The organism is Streptomyces sp. NPDC047974, assembly GCF_040653375.1.
Lineage (GTDB): Bacteria > Actinomycetota > Actinomycetes > Streptomycetales > Streptomycetaceae > Streptomyces.
In genome coordinates this window covers 299845-325405 of the sequence record NZ_JBEZNU010000003.1, presented here as the reverse complement: position 1 = coordinate 325405, position 25561 = coordinate 299845, and the positions used below count along the sequence as shown (strand labels likewise).

General features: G+C 73.8%; 18 protein-coding genes and 1 pseudogene. 8 read left to right on the top strand and 11 right to left on the bottom strand.

The window, feature by feature from the left end; genetic code table 11:
* Nucleotides 1-35: 35 nt before the first annotated feature.
* Both AB0E19_RS07210 and AB0E19_RS07205 read right to left on the bottom strand, forming a co-directional pair.
* Nucleotides 36-1364: an SWIM zinc finger family protein gene (locus tag AB0E19_RS07210; RefSeq protein WP_362174610.1), complete on the bottom strand. Its 1329-nt coding sequence runs from the start codon at nt 1362-1364 to the stop codon at nt 36-38.
* Nucleotides 1361-4204, bottom strand: coding sequence for a DEAD/DEAH box helicase (locus AB0E19_RS07205; protein ID WP_362174607.1), 2844 nt, complete (start codon nt 4202-4204; stop codon nt 1361-1363). The genes AB0E19_RS07210 and AB0E19_RS07205 overlap by 4 nt, the downstream gene beginning before the upstream one ends.
* Before the next feature lie 225 nt (nt 4205-4429).
* On the opposite strand from AB0E19_RS07205, the gene AB0E19_RS07200 reads away from it, so the two are divergent.
* Both AB0E19_RS07200 and AB0E19_RS07195 read left to right on the top strand, forming a co-directional pair.
* Complete coding sequence (locus tag AB0E19_RS07200) at nt 4430-4762, top strand: hypothetical protein (RefSeq protein ID WP_362174605.1); 333 nt, start codon at nt 4430-4432, stop codon at nt 4760-4762.
* A gap of 86 nt (nt 4763-4848) precedes the next feature.
* Entirely contained in the window at nt 4849-5241 is a 393-nt protein-coding gene (locus tag AB0E19_RS07195; RefSeq protein WP_362174602.1) for a DUF6343 family protein, read from the top strand.
* A 20-nt stretch (nt 5242-5261) separates the two neighbouring features.
* On the opposite strand, the gene AB0E19_RS07190 is transcribed toward AB0E19_RS07195, so the two are convergent.
* The 4 genes from AB0E19_RS07190 to rpsA form a co-directional block, all read right to left on the bottom strand.
* Nucleotides 5262-5630 (bottom strand): tetratricopeptide repeat protein, encoded by a 369-nt coding sequence (locus AB0E19_RS07190; protein WP_360600584.1) that lies wholly within the window; start codon nt 5628-5630, stop codon nt 5262-5264.
* Between the two features lie 54 nt (nt 5631-5684).
* The gene (gene coaE, locus AB0E19_RS07185) at nt 5685-6290 is read right to left on the bottom strand and encodes a dephospho-CoA kinase (protein ID WP_362174598.1); all 606 of its coding nucleotides are present in this window, start codon (nt 6288-6290) and stop codon (nt 5685-5687) included.
* A gap of 32 nt (nt 6291-6322) precedes the next feature.
* On the bottom strand, nt 6323-7261 hold the full coding sequence (locus AB0E19_RS07180; RefSeq protein ID WP_362174595.1) for a PAC2 family protein: 939 nt from the start codon (nt 7259-7261) through the stop codon (nt 6323-6325).
* Nucleotides 7262-7432: 171 nt separating this feature from the next.
* Complete coding sequence (gene rpsA, locus AB0E19_RS07175; RefSeq protein ID WP_031002689.1) at nt 7433-8938, bottom strand: 30S ribosomal protein S1; 1506 nt, start codon at nt 8936-8938, stop codon at nt 7433-7435.
* A gap of 345 nt (nt 8939-9283) precedes the next feature.
* On the opposite strand from rpsA, the gene AB0E19_RS07170 reads away from it, so the two are divergent.
* Entirely contained in the window at nt 9284-10123 is an 840-nt protein-coding gene (locus AB0E19_RS07170) for a methyltransferase domain-containing protein (RefSeq protein ID WP_362174591.1), read from the top strand.
* A gap of 114 nt (nt 10124-10237) precedes the next feature.
* Nucleotides 10238-12784, top strand: coding sequence for an ATP-dependent helicase HrpB (gene hrpB, locus AB0E19_RS07165; RefSeq protein ID WP_362174588.1), 2547 nt, complete (start codon nt 10238-10240; stop codon nt 12782-12784).
* On the opposite strand, the gene AB0E19_RS07160 is transcribed toward hrpB, so the two are convergent.
* From AB0E19_RS07160 to AB0E19_RS07150, 3 genes are all read right to left on the bottom strand, one after another.
* Nucleotides 12768-13775, bottom strand: coding sequence for a DUF3068 domain-containing protein (locus AB0E19_RS07160; protein WP_362174586.1), 1008 nt, complete (start codon nt 13773-13775; stop codon nt 12768-12770). The two genes, hrpB and AB0E19_RS07160, sit on opposite strands and share 17 nt — an antisense overlap.
* A gap of 10 nt (nt 13776-13785) precedes the next feature.
* Nucleotides 13786-13926, bottom strand: a complete 141-nt coding sequence (locus tag AB0E19_RS07155; protein ID WP_107063131.1) for an SPW_0924 family protein — start codon at nt 13924-13926, stop codon at nt 13786-13788.
* Nucleotides 13927-14089: 163 nt separating this feature from the next.
* Nucleotides 14090-15982, bottom strand: coding sequence for a lytic transglycosylase (locus AB0E19_RS07150; protein WP_362174582.1), 1893 nt, complete (start codon nt 15980-15982; stop codon nt 14090-14092).
* 297 nt (nt 15983-16279) lie between these two features.
* Between AB0E19_RS07150 and AB0E19_RS07145 the strand changes: the two genes are divergently transcribed.
* The gene (locus AB0E19_RS07145; protein ID WP_362174579.1) at nt 16280-17176 is read left to right on the top strand and encodes a DUF4184 family protein; all 897 of its coding nucleotides are present in this window, start codon (nt 16280-16282) and stop codon (nt 17174-17176) included.
* Between the two features lie 169 nt (nt 17177-17345).
* Here AB0E19_RS07145 and AB0E19_RS07140 read toward each other — a convergent pair.
* Both AB0E19_RS07140 and polA read right to left on the bottom strand, forming a co-directional pair.
* Nucleotides 17346-17681, bottom strand: a pseudogene (locus AB0E19_RS07140) (serine hydrolase); the annotation flags it as partial.
* 475 nt (nt 17682-18156) lie between these two features.
* Entirely contained in the window at nt 18157-20868 is a 2712-nt protein-coding gene (polA, locus tag AB0E19_RS07135; RefSeq protein WP_362174576.1) for a DNA polymerase I, read from the bottom strand.
* Between the two features lie 122 nt (nt 20869-20990).
* On the opposite strand from polA, the gene AB0E19_RS07130 reads away from it, so the two are divergent.
* The 3 genes from AB0E19_RS07130 to AB0E19_RS07120 form a co-directional block, all read left to right on the top strand.
* Nucleotides 20991-23279 (top strand): FdhF/YdeP family oxidoreductase, encoded by a 2289-nt coding sequence (locus AB0E19_RS07130; RefSeq protein WP_362174573.1) that lies wholly within the window; start codon nt 20991-20993, stop codon nt 23277-23279.
* Between the two features lie 63 nt (nt 23280-23342).
* Nucleotides 23343-23840, top strand: coding sequence for a hotdog fold thioesterase (locus AB0E19_RS07125; RefSeq protein WP_362174570.1), 498 nt, complete (start codon nt 23343-23345; stop codon nt 23838-23840).
* A gap of 734 nt (nt 23841-24574) precedes the next feature.
* The coding region (locus tag AB0E19_RS07120) for a branched-chain amino acid ABC transporter substrate-binding protein (RefSeq protein WP_362174567.1) at nt 24575-25561 on the top strand (987 nt) is incomplete at its 3' end.

Genomic DNA, 25561 nt, shown 5'->3' with positions numbered 1-25561 from the left:
CGAACGCGTCTGCCGGATCCGGCCGTTGACGGGTTTCACTCCTTCGAGGGAGGCGCCGTTCGAGTGGTGACCCCGGACGGGCCCTCGCGGCCGAGGAGTTCGGTGAGGGCTCCGACCGGGTCGGCGTCGGGTGTGCCGCGCGGCCACCAGTCCTCGCGGCCGCCATCCGATTCGTACGGGTACCACAGGCCGTCCTTGCCCAGCCGGAGTTGGAGCGAGGAGGTGGAGAGGTGGTTGCGCCAGGGACGGAAGGCCGGGAAGTCGGCGGCGAGGAGGGCGGGTCTGGCGCGGTCGAAGGGACCGGCCGGCGGGTCCCAGGGCTCCTCCAGGACCGCGAGGCCCTCCGCGCCGCCCTGGCGCCAGGCGGCGACGGCGCGGGCGAGGTCGGTGGGGGTGCGGTCGAGCGCGTCGGACAGGTCGCGGTAGAGCGCCCGGGTCGAGGCGGTGAGTCCGGAGCCGGGGTGCGCGGCGGCGAGCCGGACCGCGTCCTGCCAGGGGGTGAGGTCGGCGACCGGGTCGTGGCCGGTGGCCAGGAAGGCGTGGGCGCGGGCGGCGGCCTCGCCCGCGAGCAGGTCGAGCGCCAGCGGGTCCGGGGCGTGCGGGTCCGGTGGGAAGACGGCGGGCCGCCCCGGCCGGTCGGGGAGCGGCAGCGGCGGGGGCAGCGGCGGCACGGGCCCGGCGGCGAGCACCTCGCGGGCGGGCACGGCGGGGAGGACGGGCGCGGTGGCGGTGGTCTCGGCGGCGGAGCGGGCGGCGTTGCGCCGCGAGAGTTCGGCGAGGAGTTCGCCCTCGCCCCGGCCGCGCATCAGGAAGAGGACGAAGGGGTCCTCGTCGAGGAGGCGGGCGGCCTGGTAGCAGAGGGCGGCGGCGTGCTTGCAGGGGAAACCGTCGTCGGGGCAGGAGCAGTCGGGCAGCAGGTCGCCGGGGGCGGGCAGCAGCCCTTCGACGGCCTCCAGGGCGTGCGGGACCTCCTTGTCGAGGAGCGCGGCCATGTGCTCGGGGCGGGCGGCGGCCTCGTCGAGGAAGAGCTCCCAGCCGTCGTCGCCGAGCGTCCGCATCCGGATCTCGGTGCGGTACGGGCGGATCCGGCTGCCGTGCACATAGGCGACGACCCGGCCGGGGGTGACGGTGATGGCGTCGACGTGGCCGCGCTCCGCGTAGGCCCTGCCCCGGCCGAGGCGGGCCTGGTCGAGGGCGGTGCGCTCCAGGGCGGCCACCCAGGCGTTGCCCCACCAGGTGGCGGCGAAGCGCCCGTCGGCGGCCGCGCGGGGCGGGACGGCCGGGAAGGTGCGGCGGCGGTCGTCGTGGCGGGGGCCGGCTCCGCGCGGCGCGGGGCGGGCGGCCCGGGCTCCGGGGCGGTTCACACGGACCTCCTCAGGGAGACCAGGTCGGCCAGTTCGCGGTCGGTGAGTTCGGTGAAGGCGGCCTCGCCGGAGCCCAGGACGGCCTCGGCCAGGGCCTTCTTGGCGCGGAGCAGTTCGGCGATGCGGTCCTCGACGGTGCCTTCGGTGACGAGCCGGTGGACCTGGACGGGCTGGGTCTGGCCGATGCGGTAGGCGCGGTCGGTGGCCTGGTCCTCGACCGCCGGGTTCCACCAGCGGTCGTAGTGGACGACGTGGCCGGCGCGGGTGAGGTTGAGGCCGGTGCCGGCGGCCTTGAGGGAGAGCAGGAAGACGGGGACCTCGCCGGCCTGGAAGCGGTCGACCATCCGCTCCCGCTCCGCCACCGGCGTGCCGCCGTGGAGGAGCTGGCTCCCGATCCCGCGGGCGGTGAGGTGGTCGGCGAGGAGCCGGGCCATCGTCACGTACTGGGTGAAGACGAGCACGGAGCCGTCCTCGGCGAGGATGGTGTCGAGCAGCTCGTCGAGGAGGGCGAGCTTGCCGGAGCGGCCGGCGAGGCGCGCGGTGCCGCCGCCGCGCGGGGCGTCCTCCTTGAGGTACTGGGCGGGGTGGTTGCAGATCTGCTTGAGCGAGGTCAGCAGTTTCATCACCAGTCCGCGCCGGGCCATCCCCTCGGCGGCCTCGATCAGGCCCAGGGTCTCGCGGACCACCGCCTCGTACAGCGAGGCCTGTTCGCGGCTGAGCGGCACCGGGTGGTCGGACTCGGTCTTGGGCGGCAGTTCGGGGACGATGCCGGGGTCGGACTTGCGGCGGCGCAGCAGGAAGGGGCGGACGAGCCGGGCGAGCCGCTCCACCGCCTCCTCGTTCTCCAGCTCCTCGTGGTTCTCGGCGGCGCGGGCGTGCCGGGAGCGGAAGGCCTTGAGCGGGCCGAGGAGTCCGGGGGTGGTCCAGTCGAGGAGGGCCCACAGCTCGGAGAGGTTGTTCTCCACGGGAGTGCCGGTGAGGGCGACCCGGGCGGGGGTGGGGATGGTGCGCAGCGCCTTGGCGGTCGCGGAGAACGGGTTCTTCACGTGCTGGGCCTCGTCGGCGACGACCATCCCCCAGGGCCGCTCGGCGAGCTGTGCGGCGCGGGTGCGCAGGGTGCCGTAGGTGGTGAGGACGATCCCGCCGTCGAGGTCGCCCAGCTCGCGCGCGGTGCCGTGGAAGCGGCGGACGGGCACGTCGGGGGCGAACTTCGCCGCCTCCCGCTGCCAGTTGCCGAGGAGGGAGGCGGGGCAGACGACGAGGGTGGGTTCGCGGCGGGCCCGGCGCAGGTGGAGCGCGAGGACGGTGACGGTCTTGCCGAGGCCCATGTCGTCGGCGAGGCAGCCGCCGAGGCCGAGCGAGGTCATCAGGTCGAGCCAGGCGAGGCCGCGGAGCTGGTAGTCCCGCAGGGTGGCGGTGAGTCCGGGCGGTGGCGCCGCCGGCTCGGGGCCGGCGAGGAGCCGGTCGCGGAGGACGGCGAGCGCGCCGACGGGCACGGCGGGGACGGTCTCGCCGTCGACCTCGGCGCTGCCGGTGAGGGCGGCGGCGAGGGCGTCGACCGGTTCGAGCAGGCCGAGTTCGCGCTTGCGGGCCTTGCGGACGAGGTCGGGGTCGACGACCACCCAGCGGTCACGGAGCCGTACGACGGGGCGGTGGGCCTCGGCGAGGACGTCCATCTCGCCCTGGGTCAGCGGGTCGCCGTCGAGGGCGAGCTGCCAGTCGAAGCGGAGCAGTTCGGTGGAGTCGAAGAAGCTGGTGCCGTCGGTGGCGGAGCCGGGCGCGGAGCGGGCGGGGCGGACGACTGCGGAGGCGCTGAGGGAGCGGGCCAGGTCGCGCGGCCAGTGCAGGGCGACCCCGGCGTCGGCGAGCCGGGCCGCGGCCGGGCCGAGCAGCTCGTACAACTCGGCCTCGCCGACGGCGAGGACGTCGGGCGCGTCCCGCTCCAGGAGCCGGCCGAGCGGGGGCCAGATCCGGGCGGCCCGGCGCAGCGCGAGGAGGGCGTCGATCCGGGCGCGGGGGCCGAAGTGCTCGCCCTCCCCCGCCCAGAGGGCGGCGGCGTCGATGACGAGGGTCGGGTCGGCGAGGCTGTGCACCTGGAGGATGGCGGCGGCCGCCTGCCTCTCGGGGCCGCCCTCGGCCTCGTCGGCGCTGTCGAACAGCTCGGCGGCGGAGAGGTCGAGGCGGAGCGAGATCCGCACCCCGGCGTCCATGCCGGCGGCGGCCTCGGCGGCCCAGGCACGGGCCCCGGGGAGGTGCTGCGGCGCGGCGGCGGCGAAGGGCGCGCCGACCGCGTGCACGGCCGCGGGGGTACGGGGCAGGGTGTCGGCGACCGCGTCGAGGAAGGCCCGCATCAGGGCCTCCGGATCGGGCAGGGCGAGCGGGCCGGATCCCGCGACGGGCACCGCGTGCGCCTCGTACGGCATCGCGGCGGCGACGGCCCGCAGATGGGCGATGTCCTCGGCGTCGAGCGGTCCGGCCCGCCAGGCGTCCAGGTCGTCGGCGGTGAGCCCGGGCAGCAGCCGGCCGCGGGCCACGAGGTGCAGGGCGTGCAGGGCGGCCGCGCCCCAGCAGGCGGCGGCGGGGTGGGCGGTGGGACGGTGCCGGGCGGCGACGAGCAGGGGTAGGGCGGTGGCCACCGGCAGGGTCACGGCGGGGACCTCGCGGCGGCGGGTGCCGGTGCCGTGCCGGCCGGCCACGGTGATCCGGGTGGGCTCCGCGCCGTCGAGCCCGTCGGGATCGGGCAGGGGCGCGCCGTCGGGCGCCCAGAGGGCGATCCTTCCCTGGCGGGGCAGCGCCGCGGGCAGGAAGACGGCGGCATGGGCCGTCCAGCGCTCCGTCATGTGCCGCCCTCCTCCCCCGGGGTCCACCGGCCGGCGCGGAACGTCCGCGTCGGTACCCCCGACCTTACGGGCGGGGTCCGACAACGGGCGCCGACGTGCGTCCCCCGACCGGCCCAACCCCGGATGACAGCCGCCTCCGACGGCGGGAGGGTGGCCTCGACCAGGGCTTTTCGCCCCCGGGGCTGCCGCCGACCGCCTCGCTCGCCCGATCGAAGGGGATCCGCCATGTCCGTTCGCCGGCGTCTCACGACCGCCACCGGGGCCGTGCTGCTCACGCTCACGGTCGCCGGCTGCTCGGGCCTCGGCCGCACCGCCGTGGGCCCCGTCACGTACGAGACCCGCGGGGAGAAGGTGGTGCGGGTGATGAGCCCGCCGGTGAAGGGCTGCCACCGCCTCCCGCTGGGCGCGACCCGGGTGGAGAACGGCACCCTGATCGACCTGATCCTCTACCGGACCCCGCACTGCCGGGGCGAGGAGCCGATCTACCTGCCCACCAACAGCTCCGACTCCATCGTGCCGGGCACCCTGCCCTGGCGGAGCTACTCGCTCGTGCACTGAGCCCGGCCGCCGACGCCGTTCCCTTCGCCTCCGTGCGGGTACATGCTGGAAGTGCCCACAGGGATCCGACGGAAGAGGGCGCCGTCATGCGTACCGGTAGCGAGCCGGTCACCGCGCGCAGCGCGCTGCGGCTGCGGTTCTGGCTGAGTGCCTGGGGAATGGTGTGGGCGGTCTTCGGCACGGTCGTCTTCGTGCTGGTGGGCCGCCCCGGCTGGGCGGTGGCCTGTGCGGTGCTGCTCCTGGTGGTCGCGGCCGACATGACGATGGTCCTGCGCCATCTGCGGCAGGGCCCGCACTGGCAGCCGGGCCGTGACATCCCGCCGTACGAGCCGGACCACGGCGACGGCCGCCCCCGGAGCGAGTACACCGGCGACCGGGGCGGCGACGGGTGGCCCTGGCGGCCGGACGAGGGACGGGACCGCGGCGACGGACGGCCCCGGCACCCGGACGACGACGGCCGGGACCGTGGCGACGGCTGAGCCGCGGCGGACCGGGCCGGTCAGTCCTCCGTGCCGAAGCCCGCGGCCTGGACGTACTCGGGCCGGGGGTCGAGCGCGGCGGCGAGCCGGAAGTGCCGGGTGGCCCGGGCCTCCTGTCCGGAGCGCTGGAGGGTACGGGCGAGCGCGAAGTGGGCGAAGGCGTTGTCCGGCTCCCGCTCCAGGACCAGCTCGAACTCCAGCTGCGCGGGCCGCAGCTGGGCGGCGGCGAAGAAGGCCCGCGCCCGCAGCAGCCGTGCCGCGGTGTTCTCCGGGTGCTCGGCGATGACCGAGTCCAGCAGTTTCACGGCACCACGCGGGTCCCGTGCGGCCAGCAGGTGCTCGGCGGCACGGAAGTCGATGACGTGCGTCTCCGGATTTCTCTCGGCCATGAACTGCATCCTTCCCACGATCCGGGTCCCGGACACCGGACGGGTGCCCGGCGTCTAGACGGTTTCGGCCGCCCGGCGCTCCAGCTCCTCCCACACCTTCCGCACCTGCGGCTCCAGCGCGTCGAGCGGGCCGTCGTTGTCGATCACGAGGTCCGCGATCTCCAGCCGGGCCGCCCGGTCGGCCTGCGCCGCCATCCGGGCCTTCGCCTCCGCCTCGGCCATGCCCCGGAGCCGCACCAGCCGGTCGAGCTGCGTCTCGGGCGAGGCGTCGACGACGACCACGAGGTCGTAGAGGGGCGCGAGGCCGTTCTCGGTGAGCAGGGGTACGTCGTGGATCACCACGTCCCCTGGGCCGGCGGCGCTCTCCAGCTCGGCCGACCGGGCGCCGACGAGCGGGTGCACGATGGCGTTGAGCGTGGCCAGTCGCTCCGGGTCGGCGAACACGATGGAGCCGAGTCTCGGCCGGTCGAGGGTGCCGTCCTCGGTGAGGACGGACTCCCCGAAGGCGGCCACGACCGCCGCGAGCCCCTCGGTGCCCGGTTCGACCACCTCGCGGGCGATCCGGTCCGCGTCGATCAGCACGGCCCCGTACGAGACGAGCAGCCGCGACACCTCACTCTTGCCGGCGCCGATGCCGCCGGTCAGGCCAATCTTCAGCATGAGCGGCAGCTTAGGCCCCCGGCTCCGCGGTCCTAGGAGTCGCCCTCCCGCTCGGCGAGGAAGCGCTCGAACTCGCGGCCCAGCTCGTCGGCCGAGGGCAGGTCGACCGGCTCGGCGACCAGGCTGCCGCGGGTCTCGGCGCCGGCCACCGCGTCGTACTGGTGCTCAAGCCCCTGGACCAGGGCGACCAGCTCCTCGTCGCCGGCGCCGATCTGCCGGTCGATCTCGGTCTGGGTGCGGCGGGCCTCGGTGCGCAGGGCGTGGGCGACGCCCGGGAGGACGAGGCCGGTGGCGGCGGTGACGGCTTCCAGGACGGTGAGCGCCGCGTCCGGGTACGGGGAGCGGGCCACGTAGTGCGGCACGTGGGCGGCGACCCCGAGGGTGTCGAAGCCGGCCTCGGAGAGCCGGAACTCGATGAGGGACTGGGCGCTGCCGGGCACCTGGGCCTCGTCGAAGGGGCTGCGGTGGCCGGGCATGAGGTCGGTGCGGTTGCCGTGCGGGGTGAGGCCGACGGGCCGGGTGTGCGGCACGCCCATGGGGATGCCGTGGAAGTTGACGGCGAGCCGTACGCCGAGCCGCTCGACGATCTGGGCGACGGCGGCGGCGAAGCGCTCCCACTCGACGTCCGGCTCGGGGCCGGAGAGGAAGAGGAAGGGGGCGCCGGTGGCGTCCTGGACGAGGCGGACCTCGATCGCCGGGGTGTCGTACCCGGCCCAGCGGTCGCGCCGGAAGGTCAGCAGCGGGCGGCGGGCCCGGTAGTCCACCAGCCGGTCGTGGTCGAAGCGGGCGACGACCTGGTGGGGAAGGGTGTCGAGCACCCGCTCGACGATCTGCTCGCCGGCCTCTCCCGCGTCGATGTAGCCGTCGAAGTGGTACAGCATGACCAGCCCGGTCGACTCCTGCGCCAGCGCCAGGTCGACCACGGCCAGGCCCTTGGCGTCCCATTCGTACAAATCCTGGGGATCAAGCACGGTTACCGCTCCTCCTCGCGTCTCCCGGAAGAACGCCCCGGAGCGCAAGGTCATTCCCGCCAGGACTCGTTCGGGCCGATGTGGCGGAAAAACGACCGGGGCCCGCTCCCCCGGGAGGGAGCGGGCCCCGGTGTACTGCTAGCGACTAGCGCCGCTCAGCGGAGAGCCTGTTCAGCTCTGGCCGCCGGCGAGCTTCTCGCGGAGGGCGGCGAGGGCCTCGTCCGACGCCAGGGCGCCGGCGGAGTCGTCCGACTCCGAGGAGTAGGAGCCACCCGAGATGCCCGCACCGGCGTTGCCGGCGGCCGGGGCGGCAGCGCCCTCGGCAGCGGCGGCCTCGTCGGCCTCGCGGGACTTGATGACCTGGGCCTGGTGCTGCTCGAAGCGCGCCTGCGCCTCGGCGTACTGGGCCTCCCAGGCCTCGCGCTGGGTCTCGTAGCCCTCGAGCCAGTCGTTGGTCTCGGGGTCGAAGCCCTCGGGGTAGATGTAGTTGCCCTGGTCGTCGTAGGACGCGGCCATGCCGTACAGGGTCGGGTCGAACTCGACCGACGCCGGGTCGGCACCGAAGGACTCGTTGGCCTGCTTCAGGGACAGCGAGATCCGGCGACGCTCGAGGTCGATGTCGATGACCTTGACGAAGATCTCGTCGTTGACCTGGACGACCTGCTCCGGGATCTCCACGTGGCGCTCGGCCAGCTCGGAGATGTGGACCAGACCCTCGATGCCCTCGTCGACGCGGACGAACGCACCGAACGGAACCAGCTTGGTGACCTTGCCGGGGACGACCTGGCCGATCTGGTGGGTGCGGGCGAACTGCTGCCACGGGTCCTCCTGCGTCGCCTTCAGCGACAGGGAGACACGCTCGCGGTCCATGTCCACGTCGAGAACCTCGACGGTGACCTCCTGGCCGACCTCGACAACCTCGGACGGGTGGTCGATGTGCTTCCAGGACAGCTCGGAGACGTGGACGAGACCGTCGACGCCACCCAGGTCCACGAAGGCACCGAAGTTGACGATCGAGGACACGACGCCGGAGCGGACCTGACCCTTCTGGAGGGTCGTGAGGAAGGTCTGGCGGACCTCGGACTGGGTCTGCTCCAGCCAGGCGCGGCGGGACAGGACCACGTTGTTGCGGTTCTTGTCCAGCTCGATGATCTTCGCCTCGAGCTCCTTGCCCACGTAGGGCTGGAGGTCGCGGACACGACGCATCTCGACCAGGGAGGCCGGGAGGAAGCCGCGGAGGCCGATGTCGAGGATGAGACCACCCTTGACGACCTCGATGACGGTACCGGTGACGATGCCGTCCTCTTCCTTGATCTTCTCGATGGTGCCCCAGGCACGCTCGTACTGGGCGCGCTTCTTCGAGAGGATCAGGCGGCCTTCCTTGTCCTCCTTCTGGAGAACAAGGGCCTCGATCTCGTCGCCGACCTTGACGACCTCGTTCGGGTCGACGTCGTGCTTGATCGAGAGCTCGCGGCTCGGGATGACACCTTCGGTCTTGTAACCGATGTCGAGCAGGACCTCGTCCCGGTCGACCTTCACGATGACGCCGTCGACGATGTCGCCGTCGTTGAAGTACTTGATCGTCTCGTCGATCGCGGCGAGGAAGGCTTCCTCGTTACCGATGTCGTTGACCGCAACCTGCGGGGTGGTGGCGGTGGTCTCGGTGCTGCTCGTCATGTGGGAAAGGGCTCCGGTTACGGACAGAAAGTCGTAGGTACTGCTACGCCGAGAGCCCGTATCGCACTGAAGAAGCCGGACAGCTGATGAAGCGCCTTCCGGAGACCGGGGGCGCCTCGAAAACCGAGGGGACTGCAACAGGTGCGAGCGCGGCCTGCTCCGTCTGAGGCGCGCAGGCCCGCAGCGCAACCTTTAGCATACGGGGACGGCCGGACAGGGTCAATGCGCGAAGCGCGCAGCCGGGACAGAAGTGCGCGAACCCGGCACAACTCGTGTCCGTCCACGGGCCATCGGCGGTCCTCCGCCGTTCCGCGGCACTGAGCGCAAACTACATCGACGGGCGAGATGAACCAAGAGTACGAACAGGACGACCGCTTCGAGACGGACGACGACGAGGCGGTGGCGACCCGGCGTGACGCCGGCGACGCGGAGAGCAGCCGGGCGAGCCGGGGCTGGTGGGACCGGAACGCCGACGAGTACCAGAACGACCACGGCGCCTTCCTCGGCGACGACCGGTTCGTATGGGGCCCGGAGGGGCTCGACGAGGCCGAGGCCGGACTGCTCGGGCCGACGGAGGGACTGAAGGGGCTCGACGTCCTGGAGATCGGCGCCGGCGCCGCGCAGTGCTCCCGGTGGCTGGCGGCCCAGGGGGCCAGGCCGGTGGCGCTCGACCTCTCGCACCGGCAGCTCCAGCACGCCCTGCGGATCGGCGGGGAGGTGCCGCTGGTCGAGGCGGACGCGGGCGCGCTGCCCTTCCGCGACGGCGCCTTCGACCTCGCGTGCTCGGCGTACGGGGCGGTGCCGTTCGTCGCCGATCCGGTCCGGGTCTTCCGGGAGGTGCGCCGGGTGCTGCGGCCGGGTGGACGCTGGGTGTTCTCGGTGACCCACCCGATCCGCTGGGCGTTCCCGGACGAGCCGGGGCCGGAGGGCCTGTCGGTCGCCGCCTCCTACTTCGACCGCACGCCCTACGTCGAGCAGGACGAGCAGGGGCGGGCGGTGTACGTGGAGCACCACCGGACGCTCGGCGACCGGGTCCGGGACGTGGTGGCGGGCGGCTTCCGGCTGGTGGACCTGGTCGAGCCGGAGTGGCCGGAATGGAACAGCCAGGAGTGGGGCGGCTGGTCCCCGCTGCGGGGGAACCTGATCCCGGGCACGGCGATCTTCGTGTGCGAGCGCGAGGGCTGAGCCGAGCCCCCGACTCCTTCCCACACCGACTGCCGGATGTCCGACAGTCGTACTTATAGGCGGGCCTGTGGACAACGGGCCCGCCTTTTTTCCTTCGCGTACGAGACTGAGTGCGTGATCCGAAACGACGTACTCGATCTGCTCCCCGTCCGGCATGCCGTTCCCGAGCTGCTGGCCGCGCTCGAAGGGCGCGGCACGGCGGTGCTGCACGCGCCGCCCGGCACCGGCAAGACCACGCTGGTGCCGCTGGCGCTCGCGGGGCTCATAGGGGACGGGCCGGAGCGGCGGGTGCTGGTGGCCGAGCCGCGCCGGATGGCGGTGCGGGCGGCGGCCGGGCGGATGGCCTGGCTGCTGGGCGAGGAGGTCGGCGGCACGGTCGGCTTCGCGGTCCGCGGGGAGCGGCGGGCGGGGCCCGCGACGCGGGTCGAGGTCGTGACGACCGGTCTGCTGCTCCAGCGGCTGCAGCGGGATCCGGAGCTGGCGGGGGTGGACGTGGTGCTCCTCGACGAGTGTCACGAGCGCCATCTGGACGCCGACACGGCCCTCGCGTTCCTGGTGGACGTACGGGCCGCGCTGCGGCCGGAGCTCGGGGTCGTCGCGGCCTCGGCGACCAGTGACGCGGAGGCGTGGGCCCGGCTGCTGACCTCCCAGGAGGGCGGCGGGCCCGCGCCGGTGGTGCGCAGCGAGGGCGAGGGGCACGGTTTCGCGGTGGTCCACGCGCCGCCGGCGGCGGGGATCCGGCCGGCGCACGGCACCTGGGTGGATCCGGCGCTGCTGCGGCACGTGGCGGCGACGGTCCGCGGGGCGCTGGCGCGGCACGAGGGCGACGTCCTCTGCTTCCTGCCGGGCACCGGGGAGATCGCGCGGACGGCGGGGCTGCTCGACGGGGTGGACGCCGAGGTGCTCCAGCTGCACGGGCGGGCTCCCGCCGCGGTGCAGGACGCGGTGCTGCGGGGTGCGGGGCCCGGTGGGCGGAGGCGGGTGGTGCTGTCGACGTCGGTCGCGGAGTCGAGCCTCACGGTGCCGGGGGTGCGGGTCGTGGTGGACGCGGGGCTGGCCCGGGAGCCGCGGATGGACCACGCGCGCGGCCTGGGGTCGCTGGCGACGGTGCCGGTGTCGGCCGCGGCGGCGACGCAGCGGGCGGGGCGCTCGGGGCGTGAGGCGCGGGGGACGGTGTACCGGTGCTGGTCGGAGGCGGAGGAGAGCGGGCGGGCGCGGTTCCCGGCGCCGGAGATCCGGATCGCCGACCTGGCCGGGTTCGCGCTGCGGGCCGCCTGCTGGGGCGATCCGACGGCGGAGGGCCTGGCGCTGCTCGACGCGCCGCCGGCCGGGGCGCTGGCGGCGGCCCGTTCGGTGCTCGCGGCGATCGGGGCGGTGGACGCGTCGGGGAAGGCGACCGGGCGCGGGGTCCGGATGGCCCGGCTCGGGGTGCATCCGCGGCTCGGGCGGGCACTGCTCGACGGGGCGGCGGAGGTGGGCGCGCGGCGGGCGGCCGAGGTGGTGGCGCTGCTGAGCGAGGAGCCGCCGCGGGAGTACGGGGACGATCTGGCGGCGGCCTGGCGGGAGGCCCGTCGGGGCGGGGACGCCTACGGGGCGCGGTGGCGGGCGGAGGTGCGGCGCCTTGAGCGGGCGGCGGCCTCGGAGGCCGAGGCCGTCGCGGGGGACGGGAGTGCGGCCGGGGAGGACGCGGTGGCGGGAGTGGTGACGGCGCTGGCGTTCCCGGAGCGGGTGGCGCGGGCTCGGGAGCACGGCGGGCATCTGATGGTGTCCGGGAGCGGGGCGCGGCTCGCCGAGGGTTCGGGGCTGCGCTCGGCGCCGTGGCTGGCGGTGGCGGTGGCGGACCGGACGGCCCGGGACGCGACGGCGCGGGTGCGGCTCGCGGCCGTGGTGGACGAGGCCGTGGCGCGGCGGGCGGCCGGCCATCTGCTCCGGTCGGACGAGGAGGTGCGCTGGGAGGACGGCGACGTGGTGGCCCGGTCGGTGGAGCGGCTCGGGGCCGTGGAGCTGACGGTGCGGCCGCTGGGGGCGGGGGCGGATCCGGCGCTGGTGCGGGAGGCGCTCCTCGACGGGCTGCGGCGGGAGGGGACGGGGTTGCTGCGGTGGCGGCGGGAGGCGGTGGAGCTGCGGGAGCGGCTGGCGTTCCTGCGCGGGGCGGTCGGCGGGGCGTGGCCGGACGTGGCGGAGGAGGCGCTGGTGGAGCGTGCCGAGGAGTGGCTGGAGCCGGAGCTGTCGCGGGCGGCGCGGCGGGCGGATCTGGGGCGGATCGACGCCGGGGAGGCGCTGCGGCGGCTGCTGCCGTGGGCCTCGGGCGAGGCGGGGCGGCTGGACGAGCTGGCGCCGGAGCGGATCGAGGTGCCGAGCGGTTCGCGGATCCGGGTGGCGTACGGGGAGGGGCGGCCTGTGCTGGCGGTGAAGCTCCAGGAGATGTTCGGGCTGGCCGAGACGCCTCGGGTGGCGGGGGTGCCGGTCCTCGTCCATCTCCTCTCCCCCGCCGGGCGGCCGGCGGCCGTGACCGCCGACCTGGCCTCGTTCTGGCGGGACGGCTACCGGGCCGTGCGGGCGGAGCTGCGGGGGCGGTATCCGAGGCATCCGTGGCCGGAGGACCCTTCGGCGGCGGTGGCGACGCGGCACACGAGCGCGCGGCTCAGACGGGAGGGGTGACCGGCTCGGGGGCGGTCCGCGGCGCCGGCTTCGGGGCGGTGCCGGGGGCGGGGCGGCGGGAGCGGTGCTCCAGCCAGAGGGCGAGGGCGAACAGGAGGAGGGCGAGGAAGGTGAAGGTCCAGGGGAGCCGGGAGACGAGGAGGAGGACGGTGGTGCGGTTGGCGGAGACCAGCTCGACGGTGTCGGCGATGTAGTCCTCGCGCATCTTCACGTGGCCGTCGAAGACGGTGAGGGTGTCGGTGCCCATGAGGGCCTTGGCGCCGCGGAGCTCCTCCTTGTGGATCTCCTCGCCGTTGACGGGGGCTCCGGTGACGGGCTCGACCCAGAACATGCGCTTCGTGGTGTACCAGCGGGTGAGGCCGGTGGAGGCGATGAGTTCGGGGGTGATGCCGTCGAGGGGCATGGTCTTGGGCATCGGGACCTGGGTCCAGGGGATGGTCTGCTCGTAGTAGTAGACCTCCAGGCCGCGGAAGGTGCGGGTGCCCGCGAAGTGGATGGGGGCGGCGGTGCGGGTCTGGGCGTCGAAGTAGAGGTAGTCGCGCTTCTCGGTGAGGAAGGGCCACTTGAACTCGATGCCCTCGCGCTTGACCGGGTCGCCGTCGACCATCTCGCCGGGAGCGTTCACCGGGTCCTGGGTGTGGGCGTCGAAGACGTACCGCTCGGGGATCTTGGACACCATCTTGCCGTCGGGCCCCATGAAGTAGGAGAGGGAGTCCCAGACCACCACGTCGCGGTCGGTGCCGGCCTCGATCCGCTTCGACTCCTCCACGTTGCCCTTGAGGGTCTGGACGATCGTGATCTTCTCGACCTCGCGGGACTTGAGGGTGCCGTAGTCGAGGAGGGTGGCGGGGCGGGCCTCCAGGACCACCTCCTGGTACTGGTTCGGCGGGACCTTGGCCAGCCGGGGGAAGGCGTACCAGCGCAGGGTGGGGGCCATGGCGGCGAAGAGGACGGCGAAGGAGAGGAGGACGAGGCTGGCTCGGCGGCGCACGGGCTGCTCCCTACTTCTTGGGGCCGGGGTCGGCGGTGAGCAGGGGCCTGGGCGAGGTGGGGCCGTCGGGCGGCAGATCGACCAGGGAGACGAGCAGGACGAAGAGCAGGACGGGTACGAGTCCGATCGCCGCGGCGACGAGGGCGCGCATGTCGGCCTCCCGGCAAGTGATCTGATGAGTCGTCAGGGCGGGGGCACCGTAGCAACGCGGCCGTGAGATGAGAACAGCTCGTGGCGGGACGAACGCGAACGCGCGCCGCCCCCGGCGTCCCGGGAGGGGACGGCGGGGGCGGCGCGGAGGGCGGAGGTGCGGGTCAGGCGGTGGGCGAGGTGCTCGCGGTGGGCGAGGTGGTGGCGGACGGAGAGGTCGACGGGGACGTCGACGGGGACGTCGACGAGGACGTGGTCGGCGCCGGGTCCGGGGTCGGCTCCTCGGTCGGGTCCGGCGTCGTGGGCGCGGGTTCCGGGGCGGTGACGGTGAGCGGCACCTTCACGGTGCCGCCGCCGGGCGCGGTGAGCAGCAGGACGTAGCTGCCGGCCTTCCCGCCCGCCACGAGGCCCTCGACGACCAGGCGGCCCTGGGCGTCGGTCTTCAGGACCTTGGTGCGGATCGGGTTGCCCGCGGCGTCCTTGCCGAAGAACGGGCCGTCGGCGCTCTGGCCGGTGGAGTCCGCCGAGTCGGTGACGACGGCGGTGACGGTCACGCCCGGGGCGAGGGCACCGGCGAGGCGGGACTCGACGGTGACGTCGGTGTAGCCGGCGCCGGTCTCGGCCGTCAGGGCGGTGTCGCCGATCCGGGTGAGGGCGTCGGCCTTGCGGACCTCGACGGTCGCCTTCAGCTCGGCGGCCGGCAGGGAGGAGCGGCCGGGGACGGTGGCGCGGATGGTGAAGGACGCGGCCTTCTCGCCGGCGCGCAGGGCGGGCGCCGTGGCGACGCCCCGCGCGTCCGAGGCGACGGTGACCGTGGTGGCGCCGGCGGGGAAGCGGGCGTCGGTGGTGGCGGGGAGCACGAAGCGGACGCTGACGCCGGCGACCGGGCGGCCGGAGGCGTCCACGGCGGTGACGGACGCGGCCTGGGCGAAGGTGCTTCCGGTGACCGCGGTGAGCGTCGCCGTGCCGGCCTTGAGGCGGGAGACCCGGAGGGTCGGCGGGACCTCGACGGGCGTGCCGACGTCGGGCCGGCTCGGGTCCGCGGTCGGCGGCTTCGTCGGCTCGGCGGGCTTCGAGGGCGGCGTCGTGGCCGGGTCGGTGGGCTTCGGCGACGGCCGGTCCTGCGACGGGCGCGGCGACGGCGAGGCCGGCGAGCTCGGCGAGACGGTGAAGGGGGACCGGCCGGGGCCCGGGCGGTCGCTGCGGTCGACCGGGAGCTGCCCGGTGCCGTCCGGGACGGTGTGGGCGCCGCGGCCGTAGTACTCGAACCAGTTGAGGACGGTGGTCAGGTACTCCGTGGAGCGGTTGTAGCTGAGGATCGCCCTGTCGAGGTCGGCCTTGATCGCCAGGTTCCGGCCGCCGGCGCACAGGTACATGCCCGCGGCCTGGGCGGCGTCGTAGATGTTGTTGGGGTCCTTCTTCCCGTCGCCGTTGGCGTCCTGGCCCCAGACGGCCCAGGTGGACGGGATGAACTGCATGGGACCGACGGCCCGGTCGTGGGTGGTGTCGCCGTCGAAGGCGCCGTCGTCGGTGTCCTGGATGAGGGCGAAGCCGTTGCCGTCGAGGGCGGGGCCGAGGATCGGGGCGAAGGTGGTGCCGTTGCCGTCGACACGACCGCCGCGGGCCTGGCCGGACTCGACCTTGCCTATGCCGGCGAGGAGCTGCCAGGGCAGGTTGCAGGAGGGGTCGGAGGCGCGGACCGAGGCCTCGGCGCGGTGGTAGGCGGCGAGGACGGTCGCGGGTATGCCGGCCTCGGCGGGGCCGGTGACGATCGGCACCTGGGGCCCGGTGGGCGCCACTCCGGGCACCTTCGGCGGGTTCAGCGGCGGCAGGTCGGTGTAGTAGGGCGAGTCGCCGGTCGCCGAGCCGCCGGCGTCCCCGCCGCCGGGCGGGGTCGTGGCGTCGCCGGCGCCGATGGTGGTGTCGCCGCTGAGGTTGTCGGTCGGCGGCGGGATCGCCCCCGGGCCCTGCGAGGCGGCCAGCGCCGCGACCGCGGCGGCGACGATCGCGCCGCTCGTGGCTCCCCTGCGCAGGCGGCGGCCGAATTGCGCTGCCATTCCGGAACTCCCTCCCCATTCGACTGCGGCCGCACGCTCCCCGCGCGTGGCCTCAGGCGACCCTATGCGATGTCCCTAGCACACGACACCACGGTCTGACCGTGTTTCACGCTTTCGTCACCCCTTGGCCTCCCGGCGGCCGGACACGGAGGTCCGCACTCCGGAGTCCGGGCCTCCGGAGCCGGCCCCCCTGGGGTGCCCGGGACGCGCGGGGCGTGCGGGGTGCGTGGGAACCGTGCGGGCGGTCGGGTACCTCTTGCACTCGGGCCGCTCATCCGTACGACCGGGAGGTTCTCCGTGCCCTTCACCCTGAGCCACGCCGCCGCCGTCCTGCCGGGGCTGCGGCGGGACGGGACCGCGCGGGGTCCGCTCGTCGCCTCCGCCCTCGTCGCCGGCAGCTTCTCCCCCGACCTCACCTACTTCGCGGCGACGGTGGCGCCCGGGGCGATGGCGTTCGGGGACGTGACCCACTCCCCCGTCGGGATCGTCACCGTCGACGTGCTGATCGCCGCCGCCCTGGTGGGGCTGTGGCTGACGGTCCGTGAGCCGCTGGTGGGGCTGCTGCCGGAGCGGTGGCGCGGCCCAGTGTACGGGGTGGTGCGCGGCCGGCCGTGGCGGGAGCGGCGGCCGGCCGGGCTGGTCGCCTGGTTCGCCGTCTCGGCGGTGCTCGGCGCGGTCACCCACGTCGTCTGGGACGCCTTCACCCACCTCGACCGGTGGGGGACGCGGGCGGTCCCCTTCCTGACGGAGGTGGTGGCCGGCTTCCCGGTCTATCTGTACGCGCAGTACGGCGGTTCGGCGCTGGCGCTGGTCCTGCTCGGCTGGTTCACGGCCCGGGCGCTGCGGTCGGTGCCGGCCGGTGCGGAGCCGCCCGCCGCGGTGCCGGGGCCGGGGCGGCGGGAGCGGCGGGTGGCGCTGCTGCTGATCGGGGCGTGCGTGCTCGCCGGGATCGCGCACCGGGTGCTGCGGTGGGCGGCGTACTGGGGCTGGGGCCGGATCGAGACCCCGCTCGACATCATCCCGACCGCCTGTTTCGGGGCGGGCGCGGGGCTCGTCGCGGGGCTGCTGCTGTACGGGACGGCGGCCCGGCTGCGAGGGCGGGGAGGGGCCCCGGCCCCTGCCCCCGGTCCGGGAGCGGGAGCGGCGGGAGAGCCGGCGGGCCGTACGGTGCGCTCCCGTCCGGGCGTTCGCTGATCCCGGAGGCGGGGGTGCGGCCGCGGGCGGCGGCCGTGCCGGAGAGGCGGCGGTGGACGGCGAGGGCGACGCCCTCCAGGGTGCGGACCCCGTAGGCCATCGAGGCGTTGTCGTGGCTGAGCAGGGCCATCCGGTAGTCGGTGGCCGCCGCGGCGGAGCCCGTACCGCGGACGACGCCGACGCTGTGCACCCGCCAGCCGTGGGTGGAGCGGGGCAGCCAGCCGTTCTTGAGGTGGACCTTGACCGTGCGGGGCGCGCCGGCGGTGACGCCCCAGGCCTGGCTCGCCACGACCTGGCCCATGAGCGTGAGGGCCCGGGGGCGGCGGGAGACGGCGGCGAGCAGGGCGAGCTGGTCGCGGGCGGTGGTGCGGGTGAGGCCCCAGTAGCGGTCGGGGCCGAGGACCGTGTCCCGCGCGCCGGCCTCGCGCAGCACCCGGTCGAGGCGGGCGCGGGAGAGCCCCTGCCAGAGCGCTCCGGCGGCGTCGTTGTCGGAACGGGTGATCATCGCGTCGAGCCGCTGGGACTCCAGAGCCGTGGGTTCCCTGCCGAGTTCCTCGGCGCGGCCGAGGACGGCCTGCATGATGAGGACCTTGGCGACGCTGGCGGAGTCGTAGGGCCGGGCGTCGTCGAGCCCGCAGCGCAGGCCGCGGACGGGGTCGTGGAGGGCGACGCCGACGGTGCTGTCGCGCCCGTCGAGGGCGGCGGAGAGGTCCTGGGAGAGCAGGGCGGCGAGCGCGGGCTCACGCGTGGAGACGCAGGCGGCGGGCGCCCGCCCCTGCTCGGCGGGCAGGGCGGCTCCGGTGGCCCCGAGCAGGGCGCCGAGGAGGGCCCAGACGGGCGGCCTGCGGCGACGGGTCGCGATCATGCCTCCCAGTCTCGGGAGCGCTCCGCCCGCCCCGCCCCCGGACTGCTCCACCCGGCGCACACGCCGGTGGCCGCACCCCTCGGGGAGGCGCGGCCACCGGCGGAGCCGTACGGGATCAGTGCGCGGCGGAGTCCCAGTCCGGGCCGACGCCGACGGAGACGTCGAGCGGGGCGCGGAGGTCGGCGGCGGCCGACATCTGCTCGCGGACCAGGGCCTCGACGCGCTCGCGCTCGCCGGGGGCGATCTCCAGGACGATTTCGTCGTGGACCTGGAGGAGCATCCGGGAGGCGAGGCCGGCCTCGGTGAGGGCCTGGTCGACCTTGAGCATCGCGACCTTGACGATGTCGGCGGCGGTGCCCTGGATCGGGGCGTTGAGCGCCATCCGCTCGGCGGCCTCGCGGCGCTGGCGGTTGTCGCTGTTGAGGTCCGGGAGGTAGCGGCGGCGGCCGAGCATGGTCTCGGTGTAGCCGGTGGCGCGGGCCTCGTCGACGACCCGGCGCAGGTAGTCCCGCACCCCGCCGAAGCGCTCGAAGTAGGTGTCCATCAGGCCGCCGGCCTCGCGCGGGTCGATGTTCAGCTGCTGGGAGAGGCCGAAGGCGGAGAGGCCGTAGGCGAGGCCGTACGACATGGCCTTGATCTTGCGGCGCATCTCGGCGTCGACGGCGGACCGCTCGACGCCGAAGACCTGGGAGGCGACGGTGGTGTGCAGGTCCTCGCCGGAGGTGAAGGCCTCGATGAGGCCCTCGTCCTCGGAGAGGTGGGCCATGACCCGCAGCTCGATCTGGCTGTAGTCGGCGGTCATGAGGGACTCGAAGCCCTCGCCGACGACGAAGCCGTGCCGGATGGCGCGGCCCTCGTCCGTCCGCACCGGCACGTTCTGCAGGTTGGGGTCGGTGGAGGAGAGGCGGCCGGTGGCGGCGACGGTCTGGCTGAAGGTGGTGTGGATCCGGCCGTCGGCGGCGACGGTCTTGATCAGGCCCTCGACGGTGGACCGGAGCCGGGCCTGCTCGCGGTGGCGGAGCATGATCACCGGCAGTTCGTGCTCGGTCTGGCCGGCCAGCCAGGCGAGCGCGTCGGCGTCCGTCGTGTAGCCGGTCTTGGTCTTCTTGGTCTTCGGGAGGTTGAGCTCGCCGAAGAAGACCTCCTGGAGCTGCTTGGGCGAGCCGAGGTTGAACTCGTGGCCGACGGAGGCGTGGGCCTCCTTGACGGCCTGCTGCACGGCCCCGGCGAACTGCTGCTCCATCGCCTCCAGGTGGTCGCGGTCGGCGGCGATGCCGTGCCGCTCCAGGCGGGCGAGGAGGACGGAGGTGGGCAGTTCGACGTCGTACAGCAGCTCGCGGGCGCCGACCTCGTCGAGCCGGGACTCGAAGGCGGCCCCGAGGTCGAGGACGGCGCGGGCCTGGGTCATCAGGGCCTCGGCCTCGGCGTGGTCCTCGGCGCCGAAGGCGAGCTGGCCCTCGGTGGCGGCGGCGGGCGCCAGCTCGCGGCCGAGGTACTCCAGGGAGAGGGCGTCCAGGGCGAAGGAGCGGCGGCCGGGCTTGACCAGGTAGGCGGCGAGCGCGGTGTCCATGGTGACGCCGGCGACGCTCCAGCCGTGCTCGGGGAAGACCCGCATCGCGCCCTTGGCGTTGTGCAGGACCTTGGGGCGCTCGGGGTCGGCGATCCAGGCGGCCCACGCCTGCTCGTCGGCCGCGTCCAGCTCGCTGGGGTCGAACCAGGCGGCCTCGCCGCCGGCGCCGGCCAGGGCGATCTCGGAGACAGAGCCGGTGCCGAGGGCCCAGGTGTCGACGGTGGCGACGCCGAGGGTCCCGGTGCCGTGCTCGGCCAGCCAGGGGGCGAGCTCGCCGGAGCCGAGGACCGTGAAGTCGAGCTCGACGCCGGGGGCGGGGGCCGGCTCGGCCTCCTCGGCGGCACCGGGGTCGACGGCGAGGAGCCGCTCGCGCAGCGAGGGGTTGCGGATCTCCAGGGTGTCGAGGACCAGCGCGACGGCCTTGCGGTCGTACGGCTCGCGGGCGAGGTCGGCGACGGTCTTCGGCAGCTCGACGTCCCGGACCATCTCGGTGAGGACGCGGTTGAGCTTGACGGACTCCAGGTGGTCCCGGAAGTTCTGCCCGGCCTTGCCCTTGACCTCCTCGGCGCGCTCGACCAGCTCGGCGAAGGAGCCGAACTGGTTGATCCACTTGGCGGCGGTCTTCTCGCCGACGCCGGGGATGCCCGGGAGGTTGTCGGACGGGTCGCCGCGCAGGGCCGCGAAGTCCGGGTACTGGGAGGGGGTGAGGCCGTACTTCTCCTGGACCTTCTCCGGGGTGAAGCGGGTCAGCTCGGAGACGCCCTTGGTGGGGTAGAGCACGGTGGTGTGCTCGGTGACCAGCTGGAAGGAGTCCCGGTCGCCGGTGACGATGAGGACCTCGAAGCCCGCGGCCTCGGCCTGGGTGGCGAGGGTGGCGATGATGTCGTCGGCCTCGAAGCCGTCGACGGCGAACCGCGGCGCGTTCATGGCGTCGAGGAGCTCGCCGATCAGCTCGACCTGCCCCTTGAACTCGTCGGGGGTCTTGGAGCGGTTCGCCTTGTACTCGGGGAACTCCTCGGACCGCCAGGTCTTGCGGGAGACGTCGAAGGCGACGGCGAAGTGGGTCGGCGCCTCGTCGCGCAGGGTGTTCGCCAGCATCGACGCGAAGCCGTAGATCGCGTTCGTCGGCTGCCCCGTCACGGTGGTGAAGTTCTCCGCGGGCAGCGCGAAGAACGCCCGGTACGCGAGCGAGTGCCCGTCCATGAGGAGCAGGCGGGGGCGGGTGTCTGCGGGGTTCTTCGATGCTGTCTGGGCCACACGACGATCCTGCCACGGACCGCCCACAATCCCCTCCACACCGGCCGGGGTGCCGGACCGTCGGTGCCGCGTGACAGGATCGGAGGCGTACGACGCAGGATGATCGCTCAAGGGAGAGCGCGATGGTCAGCAAGCCGCCGGCCGGCGACCCGGTCCAGGACGCACCGCAGGTCACGCCGCCGCAGCACGCCGCCGCCGGTCTGCCCGCGATCGGGCACACCCTGCGGATCGCCCAGGAGCAGATGGGCGCCGTGCGCACCGCGCGCACCCTCCTCAAGGTCAATCAGAAGGACGGCTTCGACTGTCCCGGCTGCGCCTGGCCCGAGGGCGACAAGCGGCACCTCGCGGAGTTCTGCGAGAACGGCGCGAAGGCGGTCGCCGAGGAGGCGACGCTGCGGCGGGTGACGCCGGAGTTCTTCGCCGCGCACCCGGTGGCGGAGCTGGCGGAGCGGAGCGGCTACTGGCTGGGGCAGCAGGGCCGGATCACCCAGCCCGTGTACCTGCCGGAGGGCGCCGACCGGTACGAGCCGGTGACCTGGGAGCGGGCCTTCGCGATCCTCGCGGAGGAGCTGACCGCGCTCTCCTCCCCCGACGAAGCCCTCTTCTACACCTCGGGCCGCACCAGCAACGAGGCCGCGTTCCTGCTCCAGCTCTTCGCCCGCGAGTTCGGCACGAACAACCTCCCGGACTGCTCGAACATGTGCCACGAGTCCTCGGGCTCGGCGCTCACCGAGACGATCGGCATCGGCAAGGGCAGCGTCTCCCTGGAGGACCTGCACCGGGCGGACCTGATCGTCGTGGCGGGGCAGAACCCGGGCACGAACCACCCGCGGATGCTGTCGGCGCTGGAGAAGGCGAAGGCGGCCGGGGCGCGGATCATCTCGGTGAACCCGCTGCCGGAGGCGGGCCTGGAGCGGTTCAAGAACCCGCAGACCCCTCAGGGCATGCTGCGCGGGGCGGCGCTCACCGACCTCTTCCTCCAGATCCGGATCGGCGGCGACCAGGCCCTCTTCCGGCTCCTGAACAAGCTGGTCCTGGAGACGCCCGGGGCGGTCGACGAGGAGTTCGTACGGGAGCACACCCACGGCTTCGAGGAGTTCGCGGCGGCGGCCGGGGAGGCCGACTGGGCGGAGACCCTGGCGGCGACCGGGCTGTCCCGCGCGGAGATCGAGCGGGCCCTGGAGATGGTGCTGGCCTCGGAGCGGACGATCGTCTGCTGGGCGATGGGCCTCACCCAGCACAAGCACTCCGTGCCGACCATCCGCGAGGTGGTCAACCTGCTGCTGCTCCGGGGGAACATCGGCCGGCCCGGCGCGGGCGTCTGCCCGGTGCGCGGGCATTCGAACGTGCAGGGCGACCGGACGATGGGCATCTTCGAGCGCCCGGCGCCGGCCTTCCTGGACGCGCTGGACAAGGAGTTCGGGATCGTCTCCCCGCGCCACCACGGCTTCGACGTGGTGCGCTCGATCCAGGCGCTGCGGGACGGCGAGGCGAAGGTCTTCTTCGCGATGGGCGGGAACTTCGTCGGCGCGACCCCGGACACCGAGGTGACCGAGGCGGCGATGCGCAGGGCCCGGCTGACGGTGCACGTGTCGACGAAGCTGAACCGCTCGCACGCGGTGACCGGCACCCGGGCGCTGATCCTGCCGACGCTGGGCCGCACGGACAAGGACGTGCAGAGGAGCGGGCGCCAGTTCGTGACGGTCGAGGACTCGATGGGTCTGGTGCACGCCTCGCGCGGCAACCTGCCGCCGGCGAGCCCGCACCTGCTCTCCGAGCCCGCGATCGTGGCCCGGATGGCGCGGGCGGTGCTCGGCGAGGCGTCGAGGACGCCGTGGGAGGAGTTCGAGGCGGACTACGCGGCGGTGCGGGACCGGATCGCGCGCGTGGTGCCCGGCTTCGAGGGCTTCAACGCACGGCTCGCGGCGGACCCCGGCGGTTTCGCGCTGCCGCACGCGCCCCGGGACGAGCGGCGCTTCCCGACGAAGACCGGCAAGGCGAACTTCACGGCGGCCCCGGTGGAGTACCCGAGGGTGCCGGAGGGCCGGCTGCTGCTGCAGACGCTCCGCTCGCACGACCAGTACAACACCACGATCTACGGCCTGGACGACCGCTACCGGGGGATCAGGGGCGGCCGCCGGGTGGTCCTGGTGCACCCCGAGGACGCGGCGGCGCTCGGCCTCGCCGACGGGGCGTACGCGGACCTGGTGAGCGAATGGACGGACGGCAGCGAGCGGCGCGCGCCCGGTTTCCGGGTGGTGCACTACCCGACGGCCCGGGGCTGCGCGGCGGCCTACTACCCGGAGACGAACGTGCTGGTGCCGCTGGAGTCGACGGCCGACATCAGCAACACCCCCGCGAGCAAGTCCGTGATCGTGCGTCTGGAAGAATCACCGCAGCCGTCCGCCTAAGCGCTTGCTCAGCCAGCCGGGCGACGGAAGGATCAGCCGTACGACGACGAACGGAGCCGGGCCATGGGTGAGCAGCAGCACGTGAAGTTCCCGCAGGAGATCATCGACGAGTACGCCGCGCTCGGCGTGGATCTGCCGGCGCTGTTCTCGGCGGGGCACCTGGGGAACCGGATGGGCGTCCAGATCCTGGAGGCCTCGCCGGAGAAGGTCGTCGGCACGATGCCGGTGGAGGGCAACACCCAGCCGTACGGGCTGCTGCACGGCGGCGCCTCGGCGGTGCTCGCGGAGACCCTGGGCTCGGTGGGCTCGATGCTGCACGGCGGCTCCTCGAAGATCGCCGTGGGCGTGGACCTGAACTGCACGCACCACCGGGGCGCGCGCAGCGGTCTGGTGACCGGCGTGGCGACCCCGGTGCACCGCGGGCGGTCGACGGCGACGTACGAGATCGTCATCAGCGACGAGGAGGGGCGCCGGGTCTGCTCGGCCCGCCTCACCTGCATGCTGCGGGAGATCGGGCCGCTGGACGCGGGCAACCTGCCGCAGGAGGGGAAGCTCGCCTGAGCCGGGCCGGCCGGGCAGTCTGTCTCGCCGAAGGGGCGGTACGCGGATCGCGTACCGCCCCTTCGGCATATCCGTGACGGATCCGGGCACTTCACGGGAAACCCCGGGCACACGACCCACCCGCGCCGATTCCCGCCCATGGTCACCCTCCGCGCCCCAACTCCCCCGCGCGAATGGTTCTTTCACGCCAAGCACTCCCAACTCCCCCTCCTCGTAGATACGTTCGAGAGGGGCGGGTTCCAGCCGAAGGGAGAGTAACCGACCGACCTTTCGGAAGGCGGTTTTCGTCACACTGGGTGATCGTCAACGGAGGATGTCGAAAGGACCCCGAGGCTTGACATCCGTCCGCTCAGTTCGGGCGCCGTGTCCGATATCCGGAGACCCGTCAAAGATTCACGTCAGCACCAAGATTCCCTCAAGCCCCTTAGCGGAACTGCACGTTCTCACGATGTGAACACCGCACCAAGGACCGCAATGCCCGGTTTTGACCTGACCTCTCAGCCTCGCTCCACCCGTCGGCATAACAAGACAGTCACATCCTTCCCTCGCCGCTCCCCGACCCTCCCCACCTGCGCTTAGAGTCACCGCCAGTCACCGCGCCACCGGGGCGGGACCGCCTGCACGGCCACGTACCACCACGCAGTACGGCCCGGCATTCACTTACGGCACCTCTTGCTCCGCAGCTCCACGGCACCGCCTCGGCAGAGGGGGCCGCGCCTGGGAAAGGACCCTTCGTGCGAAACCGTTCGTTGCTCATACTCACCACCGCGGTCACCGCGGGAGCGCTCACCCTCACCGCCTGCGGTTCCCGCGACGACAAGGGCGGCGACAGCTCGGGCGAGGGCGGCGGCGTCACCGTCACCATCGGTCTGGACTCCCCGCTCACCGGTGAGCTCTCGGCCCTCGGCCTCGGCATCAAGAACTCGGCCGACCTCGCGGTCAAGACGGCCAACAAGAAGCAGTACGTCAAGGGCGTCACCTTCAAGCTGGAGACCCTGGACGACCAGGCCCAGCCCTCCGCCGGCCAGCAGAACGCCACCAAGCTGGTCGCCGACAAGACCGTCCTCGGCGTGGTCGGCCCGCTGAACTCCGGTGTCGCCGAGTCGATGCAGAAGGTCTTCGACGACGCCAAGCTGGCGCAGATCTCCCCGGCCAACACCAACCCGGCGCTCTCCCAGGGCCCGAACTGGGCCTCCGGCGACAAGAAGCGCGGCTACAAGTCGTACTTCCGCACCGCGACCACGGACGCCATCCAGGGCCCGTTCGCCGCCCAGTACGTCTTCAATGACGCCAAGAAGACCAAGGCGTTCATCATCGACGACAAGAAGACCTACGGCGCCGGTCTCGCGGGCACCTTCAAGGGCGAGTTCGAGAAGCTCGGCGGCAAGGTCGTCGGCACCCAGCACATCGACCCCGACACCAAGGACTTCTCCGCGGTCGCCACCCAGGTCAAGAGCTCCGGCGCGGACGTCGTCTACTTCGGTGGCGAGTACCCGGCCGCCGGCCCGCTGGCCAAGCAGATCAAGGAGGCCGGCGCCAAGATCACCCTCGTCGGCGGTGACGCGCTCTTCAGCCCCGAGTACGTGAAGCTCGCCGGTGCCGCCGCGGCCGAGGGCGACTTCGCCACCTCGGTCGGCGCCCCGATCGAGACCCTCGCCTCCGCCAAGGAGTTCCTGGCCAACTACAAGGCCGAGAACTACAAGGAGGCCTACGAGGCCTAT